General features: G+C 58.8%; 21 protein-coding genes and 2 pseudogenes. 12 read left to right on the forward strand and 11 right to left on the reverse strand.

Features of this window, described 5'->3' with window-relative positions; all coding sequences use genetic code 11:
- Window positions 1–220: 220 nt before the first annotated feature.
- From ACW9HW_RS14590 to ACW9HW_RS14600, 3 genes are all read left to right on the forward strand, one after another.
- The gene (locus tag ACW9HW_RS14590) at window positions 221–1,111 is read left to right on the forward strand and encodes a LysR family transcriptional regulator (protein WP_095195080.1); all 891 of its coding nucleotides are present in this window, start codon (window positions 221–223) and stop codon (window positions 1,109–1,111) included.
- Window positions 1,112–1,593: 482 nt separating this feature from the next.
- Window positions 1,594–2,958: a glutamine synthetase family protein gene (locus ACW9HW_RS14595; protein ID WP_095195081.1), complete on the forward strand. Its 1,365-nt coding sequence runs from the start codon at window positions 1,594–1,596 to the stop codon at window positions 2,956–2,958.
- 161 nt (window positions 2,959–3,119) lie between these two features.
- Complete coding sequence (locus ACW9HW_RS14600; RefSeq protein ID WP_457400469.1) at window positions 3,120–4,403, forward strand: NAD(P)/FAD-dependent oxidoreductase; 1,284 nt, start codon at window positions 3,120–3,122, stop codon at window positions 4,401–4,403.
- Window positions 4,404–4,551: 148 nt separating this feature from the next.
- Here the strand turns inward: ACW9HW_RS14600 and ACW9HW_RS14605 are convergent, their stop codons facing one another.
- Window positions 4,552–5,337 carry a DeoR/GlpR family DNA-binding transcription regulator gene (locus ACW9HW_RS14605; RefSeq protein WP_095195083.1) on the reverse strand — a complete coding sequence of 262 codons (786 nt, stop codon included), beginning with the start codon at window positions 5,335–5,337 and terminating at the stop codon, window positions 4,552–4,554.
- Window positions 5,338–6,002: 665 nt separating this feature from the next.
- Here ACW9HW_RS14605 and napE point away from each other — a divergent pair.
- The 5 genes and pseudogenes from napE to ACW9HW_RS14630 all read left to right on the forward strand — a co-directional run bounded on the left by napE (window position 6,003) and on the right by ACW9HW_RS14630 (window position 10,057).
- Complete coding sequence (gene napE, locus ACW9HW_RS14610; protein WP_207265096.1) at window positions 6,003–6,170, forward strand: periplasmic nitrate reductase, NapE protein; 168 nt, start codon at window positions 6,003–6,005, stop codon at window positions 6,168–6,170.
- 23 nt (window positions 6,171–6,193) lie between these two features.
- Window positions 6,194–6,454 (forward strand): chaperone NapD, encoded by a 261-nt coding sequence (locus ACW9HW_RS14615; RefSeq protein ID WP_457400471.1) that lies wholly within the window; start codon window positions 6,194–6,196, stop codon window positions 6,452–6,454.
- Window positions 6,451–8,954 (forward strand): annotated as a pseudogene (gene napA / locus ACW9HW_RS14620) (nitrate reductase catalytic subunit NapA). Before ACW9HW_RS14615 ends, napA begins: the two are co-directional and overlap by 4 nt.
- 11 nt (window positions 8,955–8,965) lie before the next feature.
- Window positions 8,966–9,451 carry a nitrate reductase cytochrome c-type subunit gene (locus ACW9HW_RS14625; protein WP_095195087.1) on the forward strand — a complete coding sequence of 162 codons (486 nt, stop codon included), beginning with the start codon at window positions 8,966–8,968 and terminating at the stop codon, window positions 9,449–9,451.
- A gap of 9 nt (window positions 9,452–9,460) precedes the next feature.
- Window positions 9,461–10,057 (forward strand): cytochrome c3 family protein, encoded by a 597-nt coding sequence (locus ACW9HW_RS14630; RefSeq protein ID WP_095195088.1) that lies wholly within the window; start codon window positions 9,461–9,463, stop codon window positions 10,055–10,057.
- Window position 10,058: 1 nt separating this feature from the next.
- Here ACW9HW_RS14630 and ACW9HW_RS14635 read toward each other — a convergent pair whose 3' ends face one another.
- Entirely contained in the window at window positions 10,059–10,730 is a 672-nt protein-coding gene (locus ACW9HW_RS14635; RefSeq protein WP_457400474.1) for an ATPase, read from the reverse strand.
- 302 nt (window positions 10,731–11,032) lie between these two features.
- On the opposite strand from ACW9HW_RS14635, the gene ACW9HW_RS14640 reads away from it, so the two are divergent.
- Together ACW9HW_RS14640 and ACW9HW_RS14645 are read left to right on the forward strand one after the other, a co-directional pair.
- Complete coding sequence (locus tag ACW9HW_RS14640; RefSeq protein WP_095195090.1) at window positions 11,033–11,281, forward strand: hypothetical protein; 249 nt, start codon at window positions 11,033–11,035, stop codon at window positions 11,279–11,281.
- Window positions 11,282–11,483: 202 nt separating this feature from the next.
- Window positions 11,484–12,221: a hypothetical protein gene (locus tag ACW9HW_RS14645; RefSeq protein ID WP_457400476.1), complete on the forward strand. Its 738-nt coding sequence runs from the start codon at window positions 11,484–11,486 to the stop codon at window positions 12,219–12,221.
- A gap of 34 nt (window positions 12,222–12,255) precedes the next feature.
- Here ACW9HW_RS14645 and ACW9HW_RS14650 read toward each other — a convergent pair whose 3' ends face one another.
- Complete coding sequence (locus ACW9HW_RS14650) at window positions 12,256–13,059, reverse strand: hypothetical protein (RefSeq protein WP_457400478.1); 804 nt, start codon at window positions 13,057–13,059, stop codon at window positions 12,256–12,258.
- A gap of 633 nt (window positions 13,060–13,692) precedes the next feature.
- Here ACW9HW_RS14650 and ACW9HW_RS14655 point away from each other — a divergent pair.
- Window positions 13,693–13,986: a fructose-bisphosphate aldolase gene (locus tag ACW9HW_RS14655; protein WP_457400480.1), complete on the forward strand. Its 294-nt coding sequence runs from the start codon at window positions 13,693–13,695 to the stop codon at window positions 13,984–13,986.
- A gap of 250 nt (window positions 13,987–14,236) precedes the next feature.
- On the opposite strand, the pseudogene prfC reads toward ACW9HW_RS14655, so the two are convergent.
- A pseudogene (prfC, locus tag ACW9HW_RS14660) lies at window positions 14,237–14,742 on the reverse strand (peptide chain release factor 3); the annotation flags it as partial.
- A 199-nt stretch (window positions 14,743–14,941) separates the two neighbouring features.
- Here prfC and proS point away from each other — a divergent pair.
- Complete coding sequence (proS, locus tag ACW9HW_RS14665; RefSeq protein WP_457400482.1) at window positions 14,942–16,432, forward strand: proline--tRNA ligase; 1,491 nt, start codon at window positions 14,942–14,944, stop codon at window positions 16,430–16,432.
- Window positions 16,433–16,644: 212 nt separating this feature from the next.
- Here proS and aac(6') read toward each other — a convergent pair whose 3' ends face one another.
- From aac(6') to ACW9HW_RS14700, 7 genes are all read right to left on the reverse strand, one after another.
- Window positions 16,645–17,097: an aminoglycoside 6'-N-acetyltransferase gene (aac(6'), locus tag ACW9HW_RS14670; RefSeq protein WP_457400484.1), complete on the reverse strand. Its 453-nt coding sequence runs from the start codon at window positions 17,095–17,097 to the stop codon at window positions 16,645–16,647.
- Window positions 17,094–17,654 carry a nucleotidyltransferase family protein gene (locus tag ACW9HW_RS14675; protein ID WP_457400486.1) on the reverse strand — a complete coding sequence of 187 codons (561 nt, stop codon included), beginning with the start codon at window positions 17,652–17,654 and terminating at the stop codon, window positions 17,094–17,096. Before ACW9HW_RS14675 ends, aac(6') begins: the two co-directional genes overlap by 4 nt.
- 154 nt (window positions 17,655–17,808) lie before the next feature.
- Window positions 17,809–18,333, reverse strand: coding sequence for a hypothetical protein (locus ACW9HW_RS14680; RefSeq protein WP_457400488.1), 525 nt, complete (start codon window positions 18,331–18,333; stop codon window positions 17,809–17,811).
- Between the two features lie 84 nt (window positions 18,334–18,417).
- Window positions 18,418–18,870, reverse strand: coding sequence for an anti-virulence regulator CigR family protein (locus ACW9HW_RS14685; RefSeq protein WP_457400490.1), 453 nt, complete (start codon window positions 18,868–18,870; stop codon window positions 18,418–18,420).
- 160 nt (window positions 18,871–19,030) lie between these two features.
- Window positions 19,031–19,579, reverse strand: a complete 549-nt coding sequence (locus tag ACW9HW_RS14690) for a cupin domain-containing protein (RefSeq protein ID WP_028623608.1) — start codon at window positions 19,577–19,579, stop codon at window positions 19,031–19,033.
- A 364-nt stretch (window positions 19,580–19,943) separates the two neighbouring features.
- Window positions 19,944–21,221, reverse strand: coding sequence for an NAD(P)/FAD-dependent oxidoreductase (locus ACW9HW_RS14695; RefSeq protein WP_095195098.1), 1,278 nt, complete (start codon window positions 21,219–21,221; stop codon window positions 19,944–19,946).
- A gap of 53 nt (window positions 21,222–21,274) precedes the next feature.
- On the reverse strand, window positions 21,275–22,765 hold the full coding sequence (locus tag ACW9HW_RS14700) for an aldehyde dehydrogenase (RefSeq protein ID WP_457400493.1): 1,491 nt from the start codon (window positions 22,763–22,765) through the stop codon (window positions 21,275–21,277).
- Window positions 22,766–22,770 lie beyond the last annotated feature (5 nt).

The raw sequence follows: 22,770 nt of genomic DNA on the forward strand, positions 1-22,770 counted from the left end.
AATGGGCGAATCATATCGCCCTAAAGAGGTGTCCGGGATTATTAGGCCAGTTCAGGCTCGCTCCCACAGGGCCATCGAGTCCGCAATAGAGCTGATCGATAACCCCGTAAACAACAGTGATTGGACGCTCGCCCACGACAATGAGATCGTCCACGAACCTTGTGTCCTGCCCACCCGAGTCAATACTTACCTCTCCTATCCTCCGTCAGCAGGTGCCGTCATGGACATCAAACAACTCAAGTTCCTGATCGCCCTGGAGCAGACCCGTCATTTCGGCCAGGCCGCCGCGCGCTGCCACATCACCCAGCCGACCCTGTCGATGCGTCTGCGCAACCTGGAGGATGAACTGGACCTGGTGCTGGTCACCCGTGGCCAGCGGTTCGAAGGTTTCACCGAAGCCGGCGAGCGCGTGCTGGCCTGGGCCCGGACCCTGCTGGCCGCCCACGACGGGTTGTTCGCCGAAGCCGCCGCGTGCCGTGGCCAACTGGTCGGTAACTTGCGCATGGGCCTGGTGCCGCTGAGCAGCTTCAACCCCGTGAGCTACATCAAGGGCCTGTCCCACAGCTTTCCGGAGCTCAAATTCAGCCTGTCTTCCCTGAGTTCCGATCAGATCATCGAAAGCCTGGGCAACAACCAACTGGACCTGGGGGTGTGCTACCTCGATCACGTCAACCCGAATTACTTCGAGTTTTTCGAGATCGGCGAGACCCGCGTCGGCCTTTTGCATGACACCCGGCACTTCCATTTCGACGGCCCGCAAATGAGCTGGGAAGACGCCGCCGAATTGCCGCTGGGGATGATCAGTAACGGTATGCACTACCGCAAATCCATCGATTTGAGTTTCCGCAGCCGTGGCCTCAACCCGCAGCCGATCCTCGAAAGCGATTCGACTTACCAGTTGCTCCAGGCGATCCATGAAGGCTTTTGCTGCGCGATCATGCCGCTGGACAGCGGCCTGGAAGAGCCCATCGAACACCTGGCGTTCATCGACCTGCCGGACGCCAGCGTGCTTGCGCCTCTGGGCCTGGTCATGCGCAAGACCGAACCGCGTTCAGCGATTGCCGAGAAATGTTTCGCCCAAGCACGACTGTTATTTGCGCCGAAGCATTAAGGAACCATCGATTTTATATAAACATTGACACGGGCCACTTAACGCTGACTGTACGAGGACAAGGCAGCCCAGTGGCCAGGTTATGAACCGAAACAAACATTTACAGGCGTCCCTTTCCCCCCTAGTATCCAGTCACCCCCGGATGGCTTGTTATCGGCCTCCGACGTTTTCCGCTGCTGGAAACATGAGTCATGCGCACTTCGCCGTCAGAGCACCACGTCTCGACTCAGGCCACCTCGCTGTTGGCCGTGGACGGCATTGCCTCATGAAACGCATCGTCAACCTCCCCATGGCCCTGCGCCGCTCAAAACTGCGTCACTCCGCACGTCCGCCGGATAGCACCCTGCGCGCCTGATCGCGTTTTCAACGCATCGAGGCCCCCTCTATTCGCTATCGCTGCCAGCACGCTCCGGGCTTGTACCCGTCACCGTGCCCTGGCCTGAATCCGTGCGCCTGCGTGGCGCCAACGTGAGTGACGAACAATGAAATTCGCAGCCCTTGAAGACGCCCGGAGCTTTCTGGCGAACAACCCCGATATCGACATGATCGAGCTGTTCATCCTCGATGCCAACGGTGTGCCGCGCGGCAAGCTGCTGCACCGCGAAGAACTGCTGGCGGTGTACGAAAGCGGTCGTCCGCTGCCCAGCACCATCCTCGGCCTGACCTTGCAGGGCGACGACGTGGAAAACTCCGGGCTGGTCTGGGATGTGGGTGATATTGACTGCCGCGCCTACCCGCTCGAAGGCAGCCTGGTGCGCTTGCCATGGCGGCAGATTCCGACCGCCGCAGTGCAAGTCAGCATGCACCCGCAGGAAGGCATGCCGGCGAGCATTGCCGACCCGCGCCACCTGTTGATCAAGGTGATCGAAGGCCTGAAGGCGCAGGGTTATCACCCGGTGATGGCCTGCGAGCTGGAGTTCTATTTGCTCGATGCCAAGCGCGACCACCTCGGTCGCCCGCAACCAGCGCTGGATGCGGATGGTGGTCGACCGAGACACACCCAGGTCTATGGCCTGCGCGAACTGGAGCAGATCGAACCGTTCCTCGCCGACCTCTACGCGGCATGCAAACTCCACGACATTCCGGCGCGCACGGCGATTTCCGAATACGCCCCGGGCCAGGTGGAAATCACCCTGGAACACGGCGATGCCTTGCTCGCGATGGACCAGGCCGTGCGCTACAAGCGACTGGTCAAAGCCATCGCCCACAAGCACGGCATGCAGGCCACGTTCATGGCCAAACCCTTCGATCATCTGGCAGGCACCGGCATGCACATGCACGTCAGCATCGCCGATGCCGAGGGCCGCAACCTCTTCGCCGCCGAAGACCCCGCGGGTACCCCGCTGCTGCGCACGGCCATCGGCGGCATGCTCGCCTCCTTGCTCGATTCGCTGCTGCTGTTCTGCCCCAACGCCAACTCCTACCGGCGTTTCCAGGCCAACAGCTATGCGCCCCTGGCGCCGACCTGGGGTGTCGATAACCGCACCGTCAGCCTGCGCGTACCGGGTGGCCCGGCCAACAGCCGGCACATCGAACACCGCATCTGCGGCGCCGATGCCAACCCGTATCTGGCGGCGGCAGCGATTCTGGCCGGCATCCACCGGGGCATCCGCGAAGACCTGGATCCGGGCGAACCGGTCGAAGGCAACGGCTATGCGCAAGCCACGCAGCTGCTGCCGACCGATTGGCTGACGTCGCTGACGGCGCTGGAAAACTCAGTATGGGCGCGGGATGCGTTGGGGCAGGAGTTTCTGGGGGTGTATCTGGCGGTCAAGCGTGCCGAGTATCGGCAGTTCATGGCTGAAGTGGGAGAGCAGGATTGGCGTTGGTATCTGACTGAGGCGTAAACCAGTCGCCATCCGCAGCCCCTCCCTGTGGGAGCGAGCCTGCTCGCGAATGCGGCATGTCAGTCACCAAAAGTGCTGAATGTACCGGCCTCTTCGCGAGCAGGCTCGCTCCCACAAGGAGCGGCGCCAGCTTCACTCCACCCTTTTGCCAGGACATTGTCATGACCCAACGCACCCACTCCTACTACACCGCCACCCTCAACCAGGACACCGACTACCCGACCCTGCAAGACCGGCACCGGGTTGACGTAGTGATCATCGGCGGCGGTTTCACCGGCGTCGCCACGGCCGTCGAGCTGGCGGAAAAAGGCCTGAAAGTGGCCATCGTCGAAAGCCATAAGATCGGCTGGGGTGCCACCGGGCGCAACGGTGGCCAGGTCACCGGCAGCCTGTCGGGCGACGAAGCGATGCGCAAACAGATGCGCCGCACCCTCGGCGATGAGGTCGATGATTTCATCTGGCACCTGCGCTGGCGCGGGCACCAGATCATCCGGCAGCGGGTGGAGAAATACGGCATTGCCTGCGACCTTAAGCACGGCCACCTGCATGCGGCGTACAAGCCCAGCCACATGGACGACTTGCGCAAGGATTACGACGAGGCGGTGCGGCGTGGCATGGGCGATGAGGTCAGCCTGCTCGACCGCAGCCAGGTGCGTGACCTGCTGCAAAGCGATCTCTACCACGGCGCCATCAAGAACACCCGCAACATGCACCTGCACCCGCTGAACCTATGCATCGGTGAAGCACGGGCCGCGGAAAGTCTTGGCGCGCTGATCTTCGAAAACAGCGAAGTGTTGGAGATCATTCACGGCGACACGCCGGGTGTGCGCACCGCCCACGGTCGCATCGACGCCGATCAGGTGCTGCTGGCCGGCGACGTCTACCACACACTGGAACCGGGCCAGCTCAAGGGCAAGATCTTCCCGGCCATGGGCGGCATCGTCACCACCGCGCCACTGGGTGACCTGGCCAGGCAGATCAACCCCGAAGACCTGGCCGTGTACGACTGTCGCTTCGTGCTCGACTACTATCGCCTGACCGCCGACGGCCGCCTGCTGTTCGGTGGTGGCGCCAACTACAGCGGCAAGGATTCACGCGACATCGCCGCCGAACTGCGCCCGTGCATCGAGCAGACGTTCCCGGCGCTCAAAGGCGTGGCCATCGACTACCAGTGGAGCTGCGCGATGGGCATTGTCATCAACCGCATCCCGCAACTGGGCAAGCTGTCGGACAACGTGTGGTATTGCCAGGGCTACTCCGGCCACGGCATCGCCACCACGCACATCATGGGCGAAATCATGGGCCGGGCGATCACCGGGCAACTGCAGCAGTTCGACACCTTCGCCGCCTGCCAGCACATCCGTGTGCCCATGGGCGACCTGCTGGGCAACCCGATGCTGGCGGCGGGCATGTGGTACTACCAGATGCTGGAGCGGTTGCGCTGAGGTCCCACGATGGAATGCGTTTCAACTGTGGGAGCGAGCCTGCTCGCGAAGAGGCCAGCAGCCTCAAGAGGTGTATGGGCAGATACACCGCCTTCGCGAGCAGGCTCGCTCCCACAGGGGGATTGGGGTGACCACAGATATTAAGTCCTCACCCCTCCACCTGCACCACCTCGATCCCCAGCCTGCGGTAATCCTCGACATTGCCCGACGCTACATGCCGCTCGGTGATGAGCGTGTGCAAACGCGAACACGGCGCGACCACGAACGGCTCCACCGCGCCCAACTTGTCCGCCGTGGTGACCGCTATCACGTGGGACGCACTGTCGAGCATCGCCTGTTTCACCGGCACTTCATCAAAGTGCAGGGAGCTGATGCCGACTTGCGGGTGAATGGCACACACCCCGGTGAACAACAGATCGGCCTTGATGCTTTCGAGCAGGCGCTGGGTTTCATGCCCGCTGGCCGACATCGTCGCCGGATTGAGTTGCCCCCCCGCCAGAATCACCTTGATGCCCTTGTATTCGGACAAGGTGATCGCCGTCATCGGCGACGCGGTGACCGCCGTGATGCAAATGTCCGACGGCAGCGACCGCGCGATCTGCAAGGTGGTGGTGCCAGAGTCGAACATCACGATCTGCCCGTTTTCGACCCGGCTGGCCGCCAACTGCGCCAGACGGGTTTTCACTTCATCGGTTTCACTGATGCGGGTGAAGTAGTCCTTTCCAGTATCTTTAGGTCGCGGCAACGCCCCACCGTGCACCCGCTGAACCAGTCCGGCGCCGGCCAGTTCTGACAGGTCGCGGCGAATGGTGTCTTCGGAGACGGCGAAATGCTGGCTCAGCTCGGAAGCCATGACCTTGCCATCGCGTTCGAGGATCAGGAGGATTTTCTGTCGGCGCAGATGCGGCAGTTCAGTGGCTGAGTGGTCGTGCATGGTCTTGCCTGTTTATGCGTGAAATTGCGTGTTTGTGCGAGATTAGCCAAAACACAGGGCAAACACAAACCGGCTAACCCGGCAAAAAATGCCAGATATCAATTCTTTCGATCTTTCAAATCATGAAGGCGAATTTCTTATTTTTTATCGGCCTGTTCAGAATGGCGCCGTCACTCATGTTCCGGATGGATACCTCATGAATCTCAATTTCGCGTTTGCCTGCATGATCGTGGTCTCGTTCACCATTGCACTGGTGCACACCTGATCAGCAGAAACCCAGTACTCTGCATGACCTCCTGACAGCAGAGTCGCCTCAGGCTTTTTGCCCTTGTATCGAACGGCACCCTCCTCACGCCTGAACAACCCGATGCAGCGGTGCCCTGGTGGAGCTTCAGCAAAACCGTGGTCGCCGCCGCTGCGCTGACACGGGTGCGCGACGGTTTGACCATTGTGCAAACCAGTGCTTAAACGAGCGTTAAATCATTCTCAAATAATAACGCTTATCAGTAAGTTACTTACAACTTAACGCACTATTGATTTAAAGCAATACAACCCACTCTTCCTCCAAGCATTCTCCAATTACCGTCGGTCGATAAGGCTCACGCCGTTAAACCCGGGAAAATTTCGTGAACTAGTCTGATTGCAAGTTCGGCGGAGTGAACGCCATGGCATTGGCTGAAGAACAAAAACTGCAGCGGCGCAAGGAAACCCGGCTGTTCCTGTTCCTTGTCGTCTGCCTGTTTCCGTTGCTGTCGGTCGCCATCGTTGGTGGCTACGGTTTCATCATCTGGTTTTTCCAAATGATCTACGGCCCGCCCGGGCCACCCAACTGACCATACTCTGTTGGAGTCAGCGCATGGACGAAGCCCTGCACATCGCCAGCCTGGTTGTGCTTGCCCGACCTGAATTACTGGAAGCCGTTAAAGCCAACTTGCGTCTATTGGACGGCGTGGAACTGCATCAGGAAAGTACCGCCGGAAAACTGGTGGTCGTGCTTGAAACCACCCACGAAAACCAGATCCTGCAACGCATCGAACAGATCAACAATCTGCCGGGCGTACTTAACGCTGCGTTGATCTATCACGAAATCCTCGATTCCGCCGGAGACGTCGAATGAGCATGTCGCGTCGAGCATTCGTCAAGGCCCAGGCCGCGGCCATTGCAGCTTCTGCCGCTGGCCTGCCGATTTTCACCACCGCCAGCAATCTGGTGACCGAAGCGGACATGGTCACCCTGGACTGGAACAAGGCGCCCTGCCGCTTCTGCGGCACCGGTTGCAGCGTGATGGTCGCGACCAGGGACAATCGCGTGGTCGCCACCCATGGCGACGTCAAGGCCGAGGTCAATCGCGGGCTCAATTGTGTGAAGGGCTATTTCCTGTCCAAGATCATGTACGGCGTCGACCGCTTGACCCAGCCGCTGCTGCGCATGAAAAACGGTCAGTTCGACAAGCAGGGCGAGTTCCAGCCGATCAGTTGGGACAAGGCCTTCGACATCATGGAAGCGAAGTTCAAGGAGGCCCTGAAGAGTAAAGGCCCCGAGTCGATCGGCATGTTCGGTTCCGGGCAATGGACGGTGTGGGAAGGCTACGCCGCCAACAAGCTGATGAAGGCCGGCTTTCGCAGCAACAACATCGATCCCAATGCGCGCCACTGCATGGCCTCGGCAGTGATGGGCTTCATGCGCACTTTCGGCATGGATGAGCCGATGGGTTGCTACGACGACATCGAAGCCACCGACGCCTTTGTGCTCTGGGGCTCGAACATGGCCGAGATGCACCCGATCCTCTGGAGTCGTGTCACTGACCGCCGCCTGAGTTACCCGCATGTAAAAGTCGCCGTGTTGTCGACCTTCGAACACCGCAGCTTCGAGCTCGCCGATATTCCCATGGTGTTCAAGCCGCAAACCGATCTGCTGATCCTCAACTACATCGCCAACCACATCATCGAAAGCGGCGCGGTCAACAAAGACTTCATCAGCCAGCACACGCGCTTTGCCCAGGGTGCCGATGACATCGGCTACGGTCTGCGGCCGGATGATCCACGGGAAAAACAGGCGAAGAATGCCGACAAGGCCAATACCTGGACGGACATTTCGTTCGAGCAGTTCGCCGCGTTCGTCAAACCCTACACGCTGGACCGCACGGCCAAGGAGACCGGTGTCCCGGCTGAACGACTCAAAAGCCTCGCCGAGTTGTACGCCGATCCCAAACGCAAGGTCGTGTCGTTCTGGACCATGGGTTTCAACCAGCACACTCGCGGGGTGTGGGCCAACAACCTGATCTACAACATCCACCTGCTCACCGGCAAGATCAGCGAACCGGGCAACAGCCCCTTCTCGTTGACCGGCCAACCCTCGGCTTGTGGCACTGCTCGGGAGGTCGGCACCTTCGCCCATCGCTTGCCCGCCGACCTGGTGGTGACCAACCCGAAACACCGCGCCACCGCGGAGCAGATCTGGAAACTGCCCGCCGGCACGATCCAGGAGAAAGTCGGGTTTCACGCCGTGCAACAGAGCCGCATGCTCAAGGACGGCGTGCTTAACGTCTACTGGACCCAGGCCAGCAACAACATGCACGCAGGTCCCAACATCATGCAGGAAACGCTGCCCGGCTGGCGCAACCCGGAAAACTTCGTGATTGTCTCGGACGTCTACCCCACCGTGTCCGCCCAGGCCGCCGACCTGATCCTGCCCAGCGCCATGTGGGTGGAAAAGGAAGGTGCCTTTGGCAACGCCGAGCGCCGCACACAGTTCTGGCACCAATTGGTGAGTGCACCGGGTGAGGCCAGGTCGGACCTGTGGCAACTGGTGGAGTTTTCCAAACGCTTCAAGATCGATGAAGTCTGGCCCGCCGAGCTGCTGGCCAAGTCGCCGGAATACAAGGGCAAGACCCTGTTCGACGTGCTGTTCAGGAACGGCCAGGTCGACCAGTTTCCGGTCGGGCAAATCGAGGCCGGCTACAAGAACGACGAAGCCAAGGCTTTCGGTTTCTACCTGCAAAAAGGGCTGTTCGAAGAGTACGCCCGCTTCGGCCGTGGCCACGGCCATGACCTGGCTGCCTTCGACCGTTATCACAGCGAACGCGGCCTGCGCTGGCCGGTGGTCGATGGCAAGGAAACCCGCTGGCGTTACCGCGAGGGCTATGACCCTTATGTGGAGACCGGCAGCGGCGTGCAGTTCTACGGCTACCCGGACAAGAAGGCGATCATCTTCGCCCTGCCCTACGAGCCGCCGGCCGAAGCCCCGGATGCCGAGTACCCGTTCTGGCTGAGCACCGGCCGCGTCCTGGAACACTGGCACACTGGCAGCATGACCCAGCGGGTCGAGGAGCTGTACAAAGCCGTGCCGGATGCGCTGGTGTACATGCATCCCGAAGATGCCAAGGCCATGAACGCGCGCCGTGGCAGTGAGGTGAAACTCATCAGCCGCCGCGGCGAAATCCGCGCGCGCATCGAAACCCGAGGCGCAACAAACCTCCGCGAGGTCTGGTATTCGTGCCGTTCTTCGATGCCAACAAGCTGATCAACAAGGTCACGCTCGATGCCACCGACCCGATCTCCAAACAGACCGACTACAAGAAATGCGCCATCCGCATCGAGTTGATCAGCGCGGCCTGAGGAGCACCGTCATGACTTTTCGAATCCTGCCGTTGGTTTTGCTCGCCTTGATGACTGCGGCCATAGCCGCCGAGGTTAATTACCCGTTGGATGCGCCGGGTCCGGATGGACGGCGGCCCGGTGGCACCCTGACCCAGAGCATGCCCGCCCCGCCGATTGCCAACGATGAAAACAAGGACCTCAAGCGCGAACGCAATTACCCCGACCAGCCGCCGACCATCCCCCACAGTATTCGCGGTTATCAGATCGACATGAACGGCAACAAGTGCCTGTCCTGTCACAGCCGGGCCAACAGCGCGCGTACCCAGGCGACGATGATCAGCATCACCCACTACATGGACCGCGACGGTCAGGCGCTGGCGGCCGTTTCACCGCGTCGCTACTTCTGCAACCAGTGCCACGTACCGCAAAAAGAGGTGCTGCCGCTGGTGGGCAACAGCTTCGAGACCATCGACAAAATCCTGCAAGACGATGCCAACGCCGCGCAAAAACCTTGAGGAGGCGCCATGAAAGCACTGTTCGCCCTGCTTAAGGACTACTGGGGCATCCTCTGTCGGCCGAGCGTTTACTTCAGCCTGGGGTTTCTGACACTGGGCGGCTTTATCGCCGGGATCATTTTCTGGGGCGGTTTCAACACCGCGCTGGAATTGACCAATACCGAAAAGTTCTGCGTGTCCTGCCATGAAATGCGCGACAACGTGTTCGTCGAGTTGCAGGACACCATCCACTACACCAACCGTTCTGGTGTGCGCGCCAGTTGCCCGGACTGCCACGTCCCCCATGAGTGGACCCACAAGATCGCACGCAAGATGCAGGCGTCGAAGGAAGTCTGGGGCAAGCTGTTCGGCACCATCGACACCCGCGACAAATTCCTCAACCTGCGCCGTGAACTGGCCGAACATGAATGGGCCAGGCTCAAGGCCAACGATTCGCGCGAATGCCGCAACTGCCACAACTTCGAATTCATGGACTTCACCCGCCAGAGCAAGCGCGCCGCGACCATGCACTCGACGTCACTGGCCAAGGGTGAAGCGACTTGCATCGACTGCCATAAAGGCATAGCGCACAAACTGCCGGACATGAGCGGGGTGAAAGGCTGGTAGGTCACTGGTTGCTTGCGACATGACCCGCGCTGCCAGCCGTCACCAGCGCCTTCAACGACGTATCGAACTGCTGCAGCGCCTTCACTTGCAACTCGGTCTGCTGGTTGATCTGCGCGGCAATCTGCGGCGCGGCTTTGCCATGCACCCACACCGACGGCATTTGCTGTGCCCGCGAGCCTTCGGCCTGGCCGATGTATTGCAGGTTGGCGTCGTAGAACTTGGCCATGAACCGCGCCTCGACCTGGTCGTTGCGCTTGGACACCAGGCGGCTGTAGGTGTCGAGCATCACCACCACATCCGGATGGGCCTGCACCGCCGCATCGAGGCTGTCATAGACCGTCACCGAAGCGAATTCTTTCTGCAACGATCCCATCAACCAATTGATCGCCCGCTGCGGATCGGAGCTGTCGACGAACGCCTGGCTGATCCGCGAATCAAGCTCGGGATTTTTCGCCCCTTTGACCGCCACTGCGTGATAGCTCTCGAGGTATTGCTGCGTGTTGAGCGTGTTTTCGCTGTAAAGCACCGCCACCGTTTTCGCCTGCTGCAAATTGGCGCTGCTGTCGGCGATCGGCAGGAAATGGCAGGACGGATCAGCCGCCACGGCCGGTACGGTGGCGGCAAGGCTGCCGGTCAGCACGGCGACGACGGCCAACAGAGTCGAAATTCTCATCGCGCAGGTTCCTTCAAGGGCGAGATTGCAATGACCCTATCCTCCTCTGATGACAGAAAAACAGAACTTGCGTTTTTTAATGATGGGTATCGATGGAATGAATGATGGCTATGACGCTTTTCCCCTTTGAACCGAACCGCGCTTGATACGTCGCTGTTTCCCGCTTGTTACCTCAACGCCGATGTTGTCACTTCTGCACCGCCGGGCCGGTCAATACAGTAGGGCCTTCGGCGGGTTTTCAGGGCCATGGGGCTGTCGGCCCCGCCCTGCGCCGATCCCCCCATCACGGAAGAGGTGAAATCATGAGTTTCGTCAAAGTGGAAAAAAACCAGAGCAGTGCCCCGTCGGAAACCGACATGAAAAAAGCCATGATCGAGTCGGGTGGCCAGCCGGGCGAGGTGACCGGGAACAATGCCGCCCGCACCCTGACCTACACCGGCACGGTCAATCACACGGTGTATGAGAACAAGCTGATCGACATTGCCAAGGGCAAGCGCACCAGCTGGAACTTCGTCTGGGCCGACGCATCGGCCAAAAGTTCGGCCGCCTGAAGACCACAGTGGGGCGGTCGAACCGCCCCGCTGTTTCACCCTGCAAGGCCCCGCGTTGATACAACCCCGTTACCCGCCTGTAACGCCAAGACACTTAGCCCCCCTGCCCCCTGCGCCTAGAGTGAAGCCCTCAGTGGATCGACAGGGCTGATCGCCCGCGGCCCATTGATTGCCCAACACACCACCAAGGAAGAGGGAAACCATGAGCAAATCAATTGCTGTCAGCCAACAGAGCCAGCAGCTTCACAATGATGTGCAAGAAGCCGTCAAGTCGATCATGGGTGCTACGCAACTGAAAACGTCGGACTATGCCAAGGTGTTGACGTCGACCCTGGCGGCCACGCAAAAAGTCGTCACGATCGAGATCGCCTCAGCGGACCTGACCCTGTTGAAACAGAACAAATACAAGTTGTGCTTTGCCAAGAAAGTGGGGACCGAAGACTACAACGTGGTCTGGCAGTCCTATGACGCCTACCTGAGCAACAACCAGTTCAGCTGGACGCCCCAGTATCAATTGTTCGCCTCCAATGTTTTCAAGGACAACGTGCAAGTCAACGTTTCGACCAACATCGTCAACATTGGCCTGGGACAAACCTCGATACTCGACAGCGCCGGCCTGCTGGGGTCGGCAACCACGGGTGGCCCTTCCGACTCGTTCACCTTCGTGAACAACTACGCGCCCATTCACCCAGGGGTCAATCAATTGTCCACGGGCATTGACGGCAATCAGGTCAGCACGCCCATCTACGTTGCCATTAACCAAGTGGTCACCGGCAATACCGTTCTGACCCCCGTCGAGACCATCCTCGTGTGGTTCGAACAGAACGTGCAGACCAGCACCATGTTCAGCACCTCACGCTCCAAGTCGATCGAAATCGACCTGACCTTCGCTAACGATGCCGCCCGTCTTTACGAAGGCGGTGAATGGAAAACCATATAACCGTCACGCCGGGGCAACCTCGCGGTTGCCCCTCCTATTCGTCAGACGCCCCTCGGGCAAAATACCCCGCCAGCGACAGACATATCGACTCCGCCAGATCCTCCTGGGTCGCAATGCCATACGGCTGATTACGATCAAATTGCGCCGACCAGCGAATCCTGCCCTGCGCCACATCCACCAGCCGCAACGACGCCCGCACCCGGGCCGGTTCCACCCGCACGCTGCCTTCCAGACAATAGCTGTAACGCCCGCCACGCTTGGGGTCCGTTGCCTGCACGCTGCTGCGCGCCACCCGCATCAACACATGATTGCTCCCGGTCTGCGCCTGCTCGAACGACTCGAACAACCGACAGCTCAACTCCTCGCACAATCCCCGGGTGAAGTCATCGCCATCGCGGGTGATGCAGGTAAACGGCTGAATCTGCAGCACAGGGTGGCGAGCGCCAATCCCCTTGGGCCGCAGCCGCTGATACACCAGACGATAACAGCCAGGCGGAATGCTCAAGCGCACCGGGTCTTGCTGGCCATGGGTGGCGTAATGCGCGGCGAGCTTGCGCCGCAACCTTCCAACTTGCACCCGCACCACGGGGTCATCACCGGTGCAATACACCGCCGGATCACGCCGAAACACCGCGATGCCGATGGCGTGCTCGGTCAGAGGCGTACTCGAAGATTGCAGATCGTGCTCGACCAGAAAACGCAGCAGACTGCCCATCCGCCTGGACTTGGCAAACAAGGGGCTGGCCAGCAACGACGCCAGCACCCGCTCCCTCTCTTCACGATCGAGGGGCTCGGGAACTTCAGCCGCACTCGAATCGACCATCCGATTGATCACCATCGCCTGCCTCCGTGCAGGTCGCCGACAGGAATAGATGTCGTACTTCCGTGGATACCCTTGCAACCTGAGCCGGGAACGGGCTCGGGCGCTGCAACGACCAAGCGTAGCAGCCGTGATGAGATCGGGAGGCAATTGCACTGATAGCAACCTGACATCCGACGAACGTTCCATCTGGAGGTCTGCAAAATTCGTAGGAATGATCTCTTTGTGGCGAGGGAGCTTGCTCCCGCTGGGCTGCGAAGCGGCCCCAAACCCAGCTAGCCCATTTCCTAAGACAAATCCGAGTGCCCGGAATTACGGCGGCTATGCCACCGGACGGGAGCAAGCTCCCTCGCCACAATGGGCATTTGGCGTCCTACAGGTCGGTTGCGGCAGCCGGAATCGATGCCTAGAGTTGGCGCGTCGCTGGCATTGGTTGGCGATAGGTTTCGCAGCCTTTAAGATACCCACCCTGTTCCGTCAGGCACGGCCGGCTCCCGGCTGAGCGAGATTTATGGCGGTTATGCACGGGAGACCTTCGGGTCTGCCGGGACATGGTGGTAATCCCCCGGTCTGCGAACCCGTGCATAGCTGCCACCCAATTTTGTTTCGCAGCAAAACGGTGGCGATTCCACTTTTCCAAGGATTCTCACCATGTCAACTCAAAGCCCGCCACGCCGCTTCATCCCCATGAAACAGATCGCCACCGACTACCCCGTCCTCCTCATCGACAACCAGGCCCCCATCCGCGAACTGCACAACTGCGTCAGCGAACGCCTCAACGCCGTCCTCCAGTACCTCAACCTCATGGCCTGCACCAGCCTCCCCGACTACGCCGAAAACGACGTCAACACCGTGACAAACATCAGCCGAATCCTGCTGCAGGATGTGCGCGACATTTTTAGCGTGATTGAGCAGCGAGGGTTTGAGAAAGCTGACACGCAGTGACCTGATGCGAGAATCTAGTAGGAGGCGGTTTCACAACCGCCGTCCTCTCACACCACCGTACATAGCGACACCCCGCCTCTGGCTAACAATACCCCCTGCTGGGTGTGTGTAGAGGACTTTTACCTCCAAGTCACCAGCGAGGCCACCACAGCCAACCTGGTTGCGCTTGTGAGCAACGCGCCATACCTGGCACACCAATAAAAAGCCCCGGTGCGTGCGCGACTGGATTTTTTGCTTTGCAGCTCAGCGCTTAGTGTTGCTCACGCTTCGCGCGGAATTTGATATCCGGCCAGCGCTCTTCCATCAACGCCAGGTTAACGGCGTCGGGGCGAGGTAGGTTAAGTGACCGCCGCCATCCAGTGCCAGGTTTTCCACGGCTTTGTTGGAGAACTCCTCGAGCTTCTTCTCGTCGCTGCATTCGATCCAACGCGCGGAGTACGCGGTGATCAGCTCGTAGGAGCACTCGACCTTGTATTGCTCTTTAAGGCGGCTGGCGACCACATCGAACTGCAGCACACCAACGGCGCCGAGGATGATGTCATTGCTGCGCTCCGGGAAGAGAACCTGCGTCGCGCTATCTTCGGCCAATTGGTGCAGACACCGGCTCAGCTGCTTGGATTTCAGCGGATCCTTCAAGCGTACGCGACGGAATAGTTCCGAAGCGAAGTGCGGGATCCCGGTCAAGCCCAGGGTTTCGCCTTCACTGAGGGTGTCGCCGATCTGGATGGTGCCGTGGTTGCGCAAACCGATGATGTCGTCAAGCAACGTTTACTGTATTCAAATGTCGCAAAGAAAATGAAAGAGCCTTACAAAAAAATGGATCTGTCTGAAAGAATTTTCTGAAAGATCAAACAAAAAGATATGAACCCTTGAAATTTCACACCTCAAAAAATATACATATACCCACAAAATACCAATCTCAAATCACACGCTGTCTTTGAAAAACCGGGGCATTATGAAAAACGCTATATCACCCACAAGAAGTGAAAACTTTTCCGAATGGTATCAACAAGTCATCAGCCAGTCTGAACTAGCGGAAAACTCTCCCGTTAGAGGTTGCATGGTCATTCGTCCTTGGGGCTATGGCATATGGGAGCAGATTCAACGAGAGCTGGATCAAAAATTCAAAAATACAGGCCATTTGAACGCATATTTCCCACTTTTGATCCCATTATCCTTTCTCCAAAAAGAAGCAGACCATGTCGATGGTTTTGCCAAGGAGTGCGCAGTCGTAACCCATCACCGCCTGGAACAGACAGCAAATGGAAAACTCACTCCTGCTGGCGAACTGGAAGAGCCTTTGATCATCAGGCCTACCAGCGAAACGGTGATCGGTGCATCCTTTTCAAGATGGGTTCAGAGTTATCGGGATCTGCCGCTACTCATCAACCAGTGGGCCAACGTCCTGCGCTGGGAAATGCGCCCTAGGATCTTCCTGCGAACCTCAGAATTCCTGTGGCAGGAAGGCCACACTGTTCACAGTTCCAGTGAAGAGGCCTTAGACGAGACGCTTAAAATGCTGGATATCTATGAGCGGTTTACTGTCGAGAACTTGGCCATACCAGTAATCAAGGGCGAAAAGTGCTCTTGGGAGCGTTTTCCGGGCGCCGTCAGCACCTACACCATCGAGGCGATGATGCAGGATGGCAAGGCCTTGCAAGCGGGCACCTCACATTTTCTGGGGCAAAATTTTGCGCAGGCATCCGACATCCGCTTTGTTAACAAGGAGGGGGTAAAAGAGCTGGCCTGGACCACTTCATGGGGCGTTTCCACGCGTTTGATTGGTGCCATGATCATGGCCCATGGCGATGACGACGGACTGGTGATTCCACCGTTGGTTGCACCGACGCAGGTCATCATTGTTCCGATCATACGTAGTGAACAGGATGCCGAAGCCATCCATGCTTACTGCGACAAGTTGCAAAAGCGGATCTCCCAAAAAAAACTGAAGGGGCAAAACCTGCGTGCCAGCGTTGATAAGCGGGACATGAATGGCGGCGAAAAAAAGTGGTATCACATCAAGCGCGGTGTACCTGTTCGGGTCGAAGTCGGGATAAAAGAGCTGGAACAGAACATGATTTCTTATTCCTGCAGAGACAACAGCAAGAACACGTTAGAAGTAGAGATGAATAGCTTTGTTAAAGACCTGCCAAAAACCTTGCAGACTATTCAGACAGGCATACTTGAAAGTGCCAGAAAAAAACTGTCGGACAACACCAAAACAATTACTACACTCGACAATTTTATAAAAGCCTTCCAACGCAAGGACAAACTCAATATATTCGTTCTCGCCCCCTTCATTGATGACGAGAAAGTTGAAAAATCCATCAGCGAATTGGGTGTAACAGTTCGATGCATTCCACTCGCTCAACCCCAGGTTGCAGCCACCTGCTTATTTACAGGTCAGCCCACCAAATCCTGGGCACTGTATGCGAAGTCATATTGATCCTTGATCACCAACAGCCCCGTTTGCCAGGGGCTTTTTTGTTACCGGTTGGATTAGCTTTCCCCCTTCTACATAGAAAATCACACCCCCCACCATCAGCAACACCAACAAGTACAACAAAAAATACAGCGGATTGAAGCCGGCAATAAAAACGTGTCAGATCTATTTTTCACCTTTTACTTCGCAACCCATTGCTAGCCAGACGCCAGCAACTATACCTTGACCGCCCCCAAAGTCTTCAAAAAGTAAACCACCCGTTCAGTCTCTGCGAAGCCCAAGGCCTCATGCATGGCGTGGCTTCCCTGATTATCCAGCAGTGCATCCGAAGCCAGTTCGGTGCAGCCCATTTCTTCTGCCCACCGTTGGACGCCCACCACAAGTTGCCGCGCTATGCCTTGTCCCCGGCTCGCGGGCCGGACGTACAGACCTTCGAGAAAGGCCACGGGTGAGGTGCTGGTACCGTTAACGTAATCCGCTCGAATCGATGCCTCGGCAAACCCTAGAGCGTTGTCGCTCTCATCAGTGAAGATCAGCACCAGATAACGCTCTGGCGCGCTCAGTATGGTTTGTTTGTCACGGTCATTGTCGGGGGCGGAATCAGGCCACAGCGCAACTCGCAGGGGTAGCCAACCGTTATGGTCGAGTAATGTGCAGCGTTTGATCATTGAGGAAACACCCTGAGCCAAGGCCAGCGAGCCTGATAACTCTTCGCTTTCTGCTCGAACAGGTCCGGCTGCGGATTTTTCGGGTTGATCCGCAGTATCCCTTGCTCCGTGTCAGCCAGGCCGTTCGGTGCATAGACCTCGCCCGTTTCAACGTCCAATCCGATACAGGTACCCGCCACGAGGTAACGATCAATCCCGTCTTTAGCTGACTGAAGCTCAGGATAGGGTTTGCCAAAACGCTGACCGTACCAAAGGTGAACGCGGGCCTGATTCTTGATTTCAATGTTGACCTCAAGGTCCTGGAACAGGCGCCGGGCCGAGTGGATGACCTCATTCTCGGCCTCCCAGGACAGGTCCGCATCGAAGTAGAAGACGTCGTAGTCCTTGATTCCCCAGTCCGTGGGTCGCTGCGACTGATGATTCCACACAGCCTGGAACAGGCAGCCTGCGGTGAGCATGCATTGATTCAGACCGAGCGCAGGTAAGCGCGAGGTGATTTGAGCATTGACTGGATTGGTCATCGCGATGCTGACCAGTGTTTCGGCTGTCAGTGTCATTTCCATTCCCTGGTGATAAAAAAGACGCCGCCAGTTTAACCCGCCCTACCCGTTGCCTGACCACACCGGAAAACGCTTTCGGCCTCGCACAATGACTTCATTTCGGGCATAAAAAAACCGCATCACTGCGGTTTTTTCAATTGCCTGCGCTTGCTTAATGGGATTTATTCGAGCCAGCGTTGCTCAACCCTTTCGCATTGTGGTCACCCGGCGTCGAGGCCGAAATGGCCCGGGCTTTGCTGATGCCACGGGTATCTTTGGAATGAGCGATGCCGGAAGTCGTGGTGCCATGCCCATTATCATCGTTGCGCTCACTGCCATAGTGATTGCCGCTGGTGCCATGATTACGCGTGGCCTTGCCCGCATGGTCGCTGGCCAGTCCTTTGCCGTGACCATTGCTGGTGGACTTGCCGGCGTGATCCGAGCCGCTGCGGCCGCCGCCAACGCCTGCGCCATGGCCACCACCGTTACCGCCACCGTGGCCACCGCCATTGCCACCGCCGTGACCGCCACCACCACCACCACCACCACCACCACCACCACCACCACCACCACCACCACCACCTTCTTTGGCGTGTGCGGAGCTGATGATGGAAAGGTCAGCAGGCAATAACGGGGCGGCTGCGAGCATCATGGCGCAGGACAGGACAGCGGCGAGACTCTTGTTGTTTAAAAGCATGATTGCTTCCGTAGGGTTGATTTCGCGTGTCGTATGACGCGTTAAAACCCAGACAGTTCAAGTCCCGGCGACGGGCGGAAATGCCTAATCAAAAGCGCCGTTGAGCACTTCATAGATAAGCCCGGTCGCCAGTGCGACCAGAATCAAATCCGTGCCCACTTGCTGCCATTCGTACCCGTCGTAATGCGGCAGTCTGCCGATCAACCGGCCATCGAGCTTTTTCGCAATTCCCGGCGGCAGCGGCTTGCCTCGGGCGAGGTTCTTTTGAATACCGGGAGGCAAGGCAGGACCGGGACTCCAGTAGTCGCGATAATCGCCGACAATCCCGAGCACGCTTGCGTGATTGATACTGGGACCATTATCCCAATCGCCGCCCCCGGACTTTTTGCCTTTGCTTCCATGGTCCTGGGCACTGTGCGGGTTTCCCTTGGCGTTTCCCTGGCCTTTTCCATTGCCGGGATCAGCCAAAGCGGTTACGGAGCCGCAAACCAACGCAAGGCATGTAACAGCTGCAATCAACGAGCGGGATCTGGACATGAGTCGTTCCTTCATGGCGGGAGGTTTCCTGTGAAATTTAGACGCCATTGATGAGCGTAGTTCAGAGCAAAAAAAATCCGACGCTTGAATGTGCGTCGGATTTTTTGTATCGCAGGGTGAAAGCAGTTTCAACACGCCAGCCAATCAGGCCTCGCCACCCTCAGAAGTTCGCCGGGGTGTTCGCGCTGATGATCTCCGCCTCATCCTGCCCGATGTTGCGAAACCGATGCGGCAAGGTCGTCGGAAAGTAATAGCCATCACCGGCATTGAGCACACTGATCTGCCCATCCACAGTCAACTCAACCGTGCCCCGCGTCACCAGCCCGCACTCCTCGCCTTCGGAGTGCACGATCGGCTCTTCCCCGGAACTGGCACCCGGTGCGTACTGCTCGCGCAGCAGGCGCATCTGCCGGCTCGGGACGGAGGCGCCGATCAGTAGCAGGCGCAGGCCGTGGCGGCCGAGGTCGGGTTGTTCATTGGCGCGGAAGACGTATTGGTGTTCGCGCGGGGGTTGGTCGAAGGTGAAGAAGTCCGCCAGGGACATGGGGATGCCTTCGAGCAGTTTTTTCAGGGAACTGACCGAGGGGCTGACGCGGTTCTGTTCGATCAGCGAGATGGTGGCATTGGTGACGCCGCTACGGCGGGCCAGCTCGCGCTGGGACAGTTTGTAGCTTTCGCGTACTAATTTGAGTCGTGAGCCCGTATCCATGACAGCCTTATGTGCCAACCCGCAGGAGCGAGTTTGCTCGCGATTTCGATCTGAACTACAGCGTCGGCTGAACCAACGCTATCGCGAGCAAGCTTCGCTCCTACAGTGATAATGGAAGGGTGGAGAGCAGGCGCGGATCACGCCGTATTCCGGTCCCGGAAACGTGAAAGGCGGCTATTAAATCACGTTTGTTGGTGTTGCTCAGCAGGTTCGATAAACGGCTGAATAAAAAGGCCGCCGGTCCTGATGTTACACAAACTGTGGGAGCGAGCCTGCTCGCGAAAGCGGTGTATCAGGCGACATCAGGGTTGGCTGATATGGCCTTCGCGAGCAGGCTCGCTCCCACAGGGGTCGCGGTGATAGCTTAGATACCGAAACGGTCGCGCAGCGAGTAGTACACGGCGCCCATGGCGGTGAGCGGCGCGGAGAATGTGCGCCCGCCGATCATTGGCATGTGCGGCAGCGAGGCGAAGGCGTCGAAGCGCTCGGCGTCGCCGCGGATCATTTCCGAGATCAGTTTGCCCGCCAGGTGTGAACAGGTGACACCGTGGCCGCTGTAGCCCTGCATGTAGTAGGCGTTTTTCTCGATACGGCCGAATTGCGGCATGCGCGACATGGTCAGCAGGAAGTTGCCGGTCCAGCGGTAGTCGATCTTCACGTCCTTCAATTGCGGGAAGGTCTTGAGGATTTTCGGACGGATCAACTGCTCGATATCGTCCGGCTCGCGGGCGCCGTAGACCACGCCGCCACCGTAGAGCAAGCGGTTGTCGGCGGTCAGGCGGAAGTAGTCGAGCAGGTAGTTGCAGTCTTCGACGCAATAGTTGTTGGTGATCAGGCTCTTGGCCTGTTTTTCCGACAACGGCTCGGTGACGACGATCTGCGATCCGCAAGGCATGCTCTTGCTGGTCACACGATTGTCCAGGCCCTGCGGCAGGTAGGCGTTACCGGCGATCAACAGGTACTTGGCCCGTACCACGCCCTTGGCGGTGCGCACGGTGATCGGTTCGCCGTAGGTGATTTCCACCGCCGCCGATTGTTCGAAAATCTTGCCACCCAGGCCGATGATCGCCGAGGCTTCGCCGAGGGCCAGGTTCAGCGGGTGAATGTGCCCGCCCTGCATGTCCAGCAGGCCGCCGACATAGTTGTCGCAACCCACTTCGCGCTTGATATCCGACTCACTGAGCAGGGTCAGGTTCTTGTTGCCATAGCGCTCCCAGCTCTTCTTCTGCTCGGCCAGGCCCTTGAACTGTTTCTTGTTCAGCGCGGCAAAGATGCCGCCCGGACGGTAGTCGCACTGGATGTCATAGTGCTGTATGCGCTGACGAATGATGTCGGCGCCTTCGAAAATCATGCTGCCGAGCACTTCAGCGGTCTTGTCGCCATAGCGCTCTTCGATGACATCGACGTCGCGGCTGTAGGAGTTGACCAGTTGACCGCCGTTGCGACCACTGGCGCCGAAGCCGACTTTTGCCGCTTCGAGTACGGTGACGCTGTAGCCCGCCTCGGCGAGGAACAGCGCCGAGGACAGGCCGGTGTAGCCGGCGCCGATCACACAGACGTCGCATTCCACCCGCTCTTCAAGTACCGGAAAGTCACCGGTGAAGTTGCGGGTGGCGGCGTAGTAGCTGTTTACATGTTTCATAAGATTCTCCGATGGCCGCCGGCACAACCGGCGGCCGCCGCTTTTATTGTTATTTAGAGCTTGATCCAGGTCGCTTTGAGTTCGGTGTACTTGTCGAACGCATGCAGCGATTTGTCCCGGCCATTGCCTGACTGCTTGAACCCGCCGAACGGCGCGGTCATGTCGCCGCCGTCGTACTGGTTGACCCAGACGCTGCCGGCGCGCAAGCCACGGGCGAAGGTGTGGGCCTTGCTCAGATTGCTGGTCCACACGCCTGCCGCCAGACCGAAGATGCTGTCGTTGGCGATCGCCAGGGCTTCTTCAGCCGTGTCGAAGGTAATCAGCGACAGTACCGGGCCGAAGATTTCTTCACGGGCAATGGTCATGGCGTTGGTCACGCCGTCGAAAATCGCTGGCTCGACGTACAGGCCACCGGTGTCTTCGAGGGCGCGTTGGCCACCGGCAATCAGCTCGGCGCCCTGCTCTTTGCCGATGTCGATGTAACGCAGCACGTTGTCCAGCTGTCGCTGATCGACGACCGCGCCAACGGTGGTCGCTGGATCAAGCGCATGCCCCGGTTTCCACGCTTGCAGGGCTTCCACCAGCATCGGGATGAACTGGTCACGGATCGAACGCTCCACCAGCAGGCGCGAGCCGGCCGTGCAGACTTCGCCCTGGTTGAAGGCGATGCCGCTGGCCGCGGCCTGGGCCGCCACGCGCAGGTCCGGTGCGTCGGCGAACACCACGTGAGGGCTCTTGCCACCGGCTTCCAGCCAGACGCGTTTCATGTTGCTTTGTCCGGCGTAGATCATCAGTTGCTTGGCAATCGCCGTCGAGCCGGTGAACGCCAGCACGTCGACATCCATGTGCAGCGCCAGGGCCTTGCCGACGGTATGACCGTAGCCTGGCAACACGTTGAACACGCCCTTTGGAATACCGGCATCCAAAGCCAGCTGCGCGATGCGGATCGCAGTCAGTGGCGATTTTTCCGAAGGCTTGAGGATGAACGAGTTACCCGCCGCCAGTGCCGGAGCGAATTTCCAGCTGGCCATGATCAGCGGGAAGTTCCACGGCACGATGGCCGCGACCACGCCGGCCGGCTCACGGGTGACCAGACCCAGCTGATCACGGGGTGTGGCAGCGACTTCGTCGTAAATCTTGTCGATGGCTTCGGCGGTCCAGCGGATCGCGTTGGCGGTCGCCGGGATGTCGACGTTCATCGAGTCGCTGATGGGTTTACCCATGTCCAGGGTTTCCAGCAGCGCCAGTTCTTCCCGGTTAGCCAGGATCAGATCGGCGAAGCGGATCAGGATGCGTTTGCGTTCGACCGGGGCGAGGTTGGCCCAGATGCCGGACTCGAAGGTACGGCGTGCAACGGCGACCGCCGCGTTGGCATCGGCTTCGTCGGTGCTGGCGACGTTCGCCAGGAAACGGCCGTCCACGGGGCTGATGCATTCGAACGTGGCACCGCTGGCGGCCGGGCAGTATTGACCGTCGATGAAGGCACGGCTTTCGATGTTGAGGGACTGGAAGCGTTGCTCCCAGTCGCTGCGAGTGATTGTCATGGTTG

Source organism: Pseudomonas sp. SDO5532_S415 (assembly GCF_054071155.1).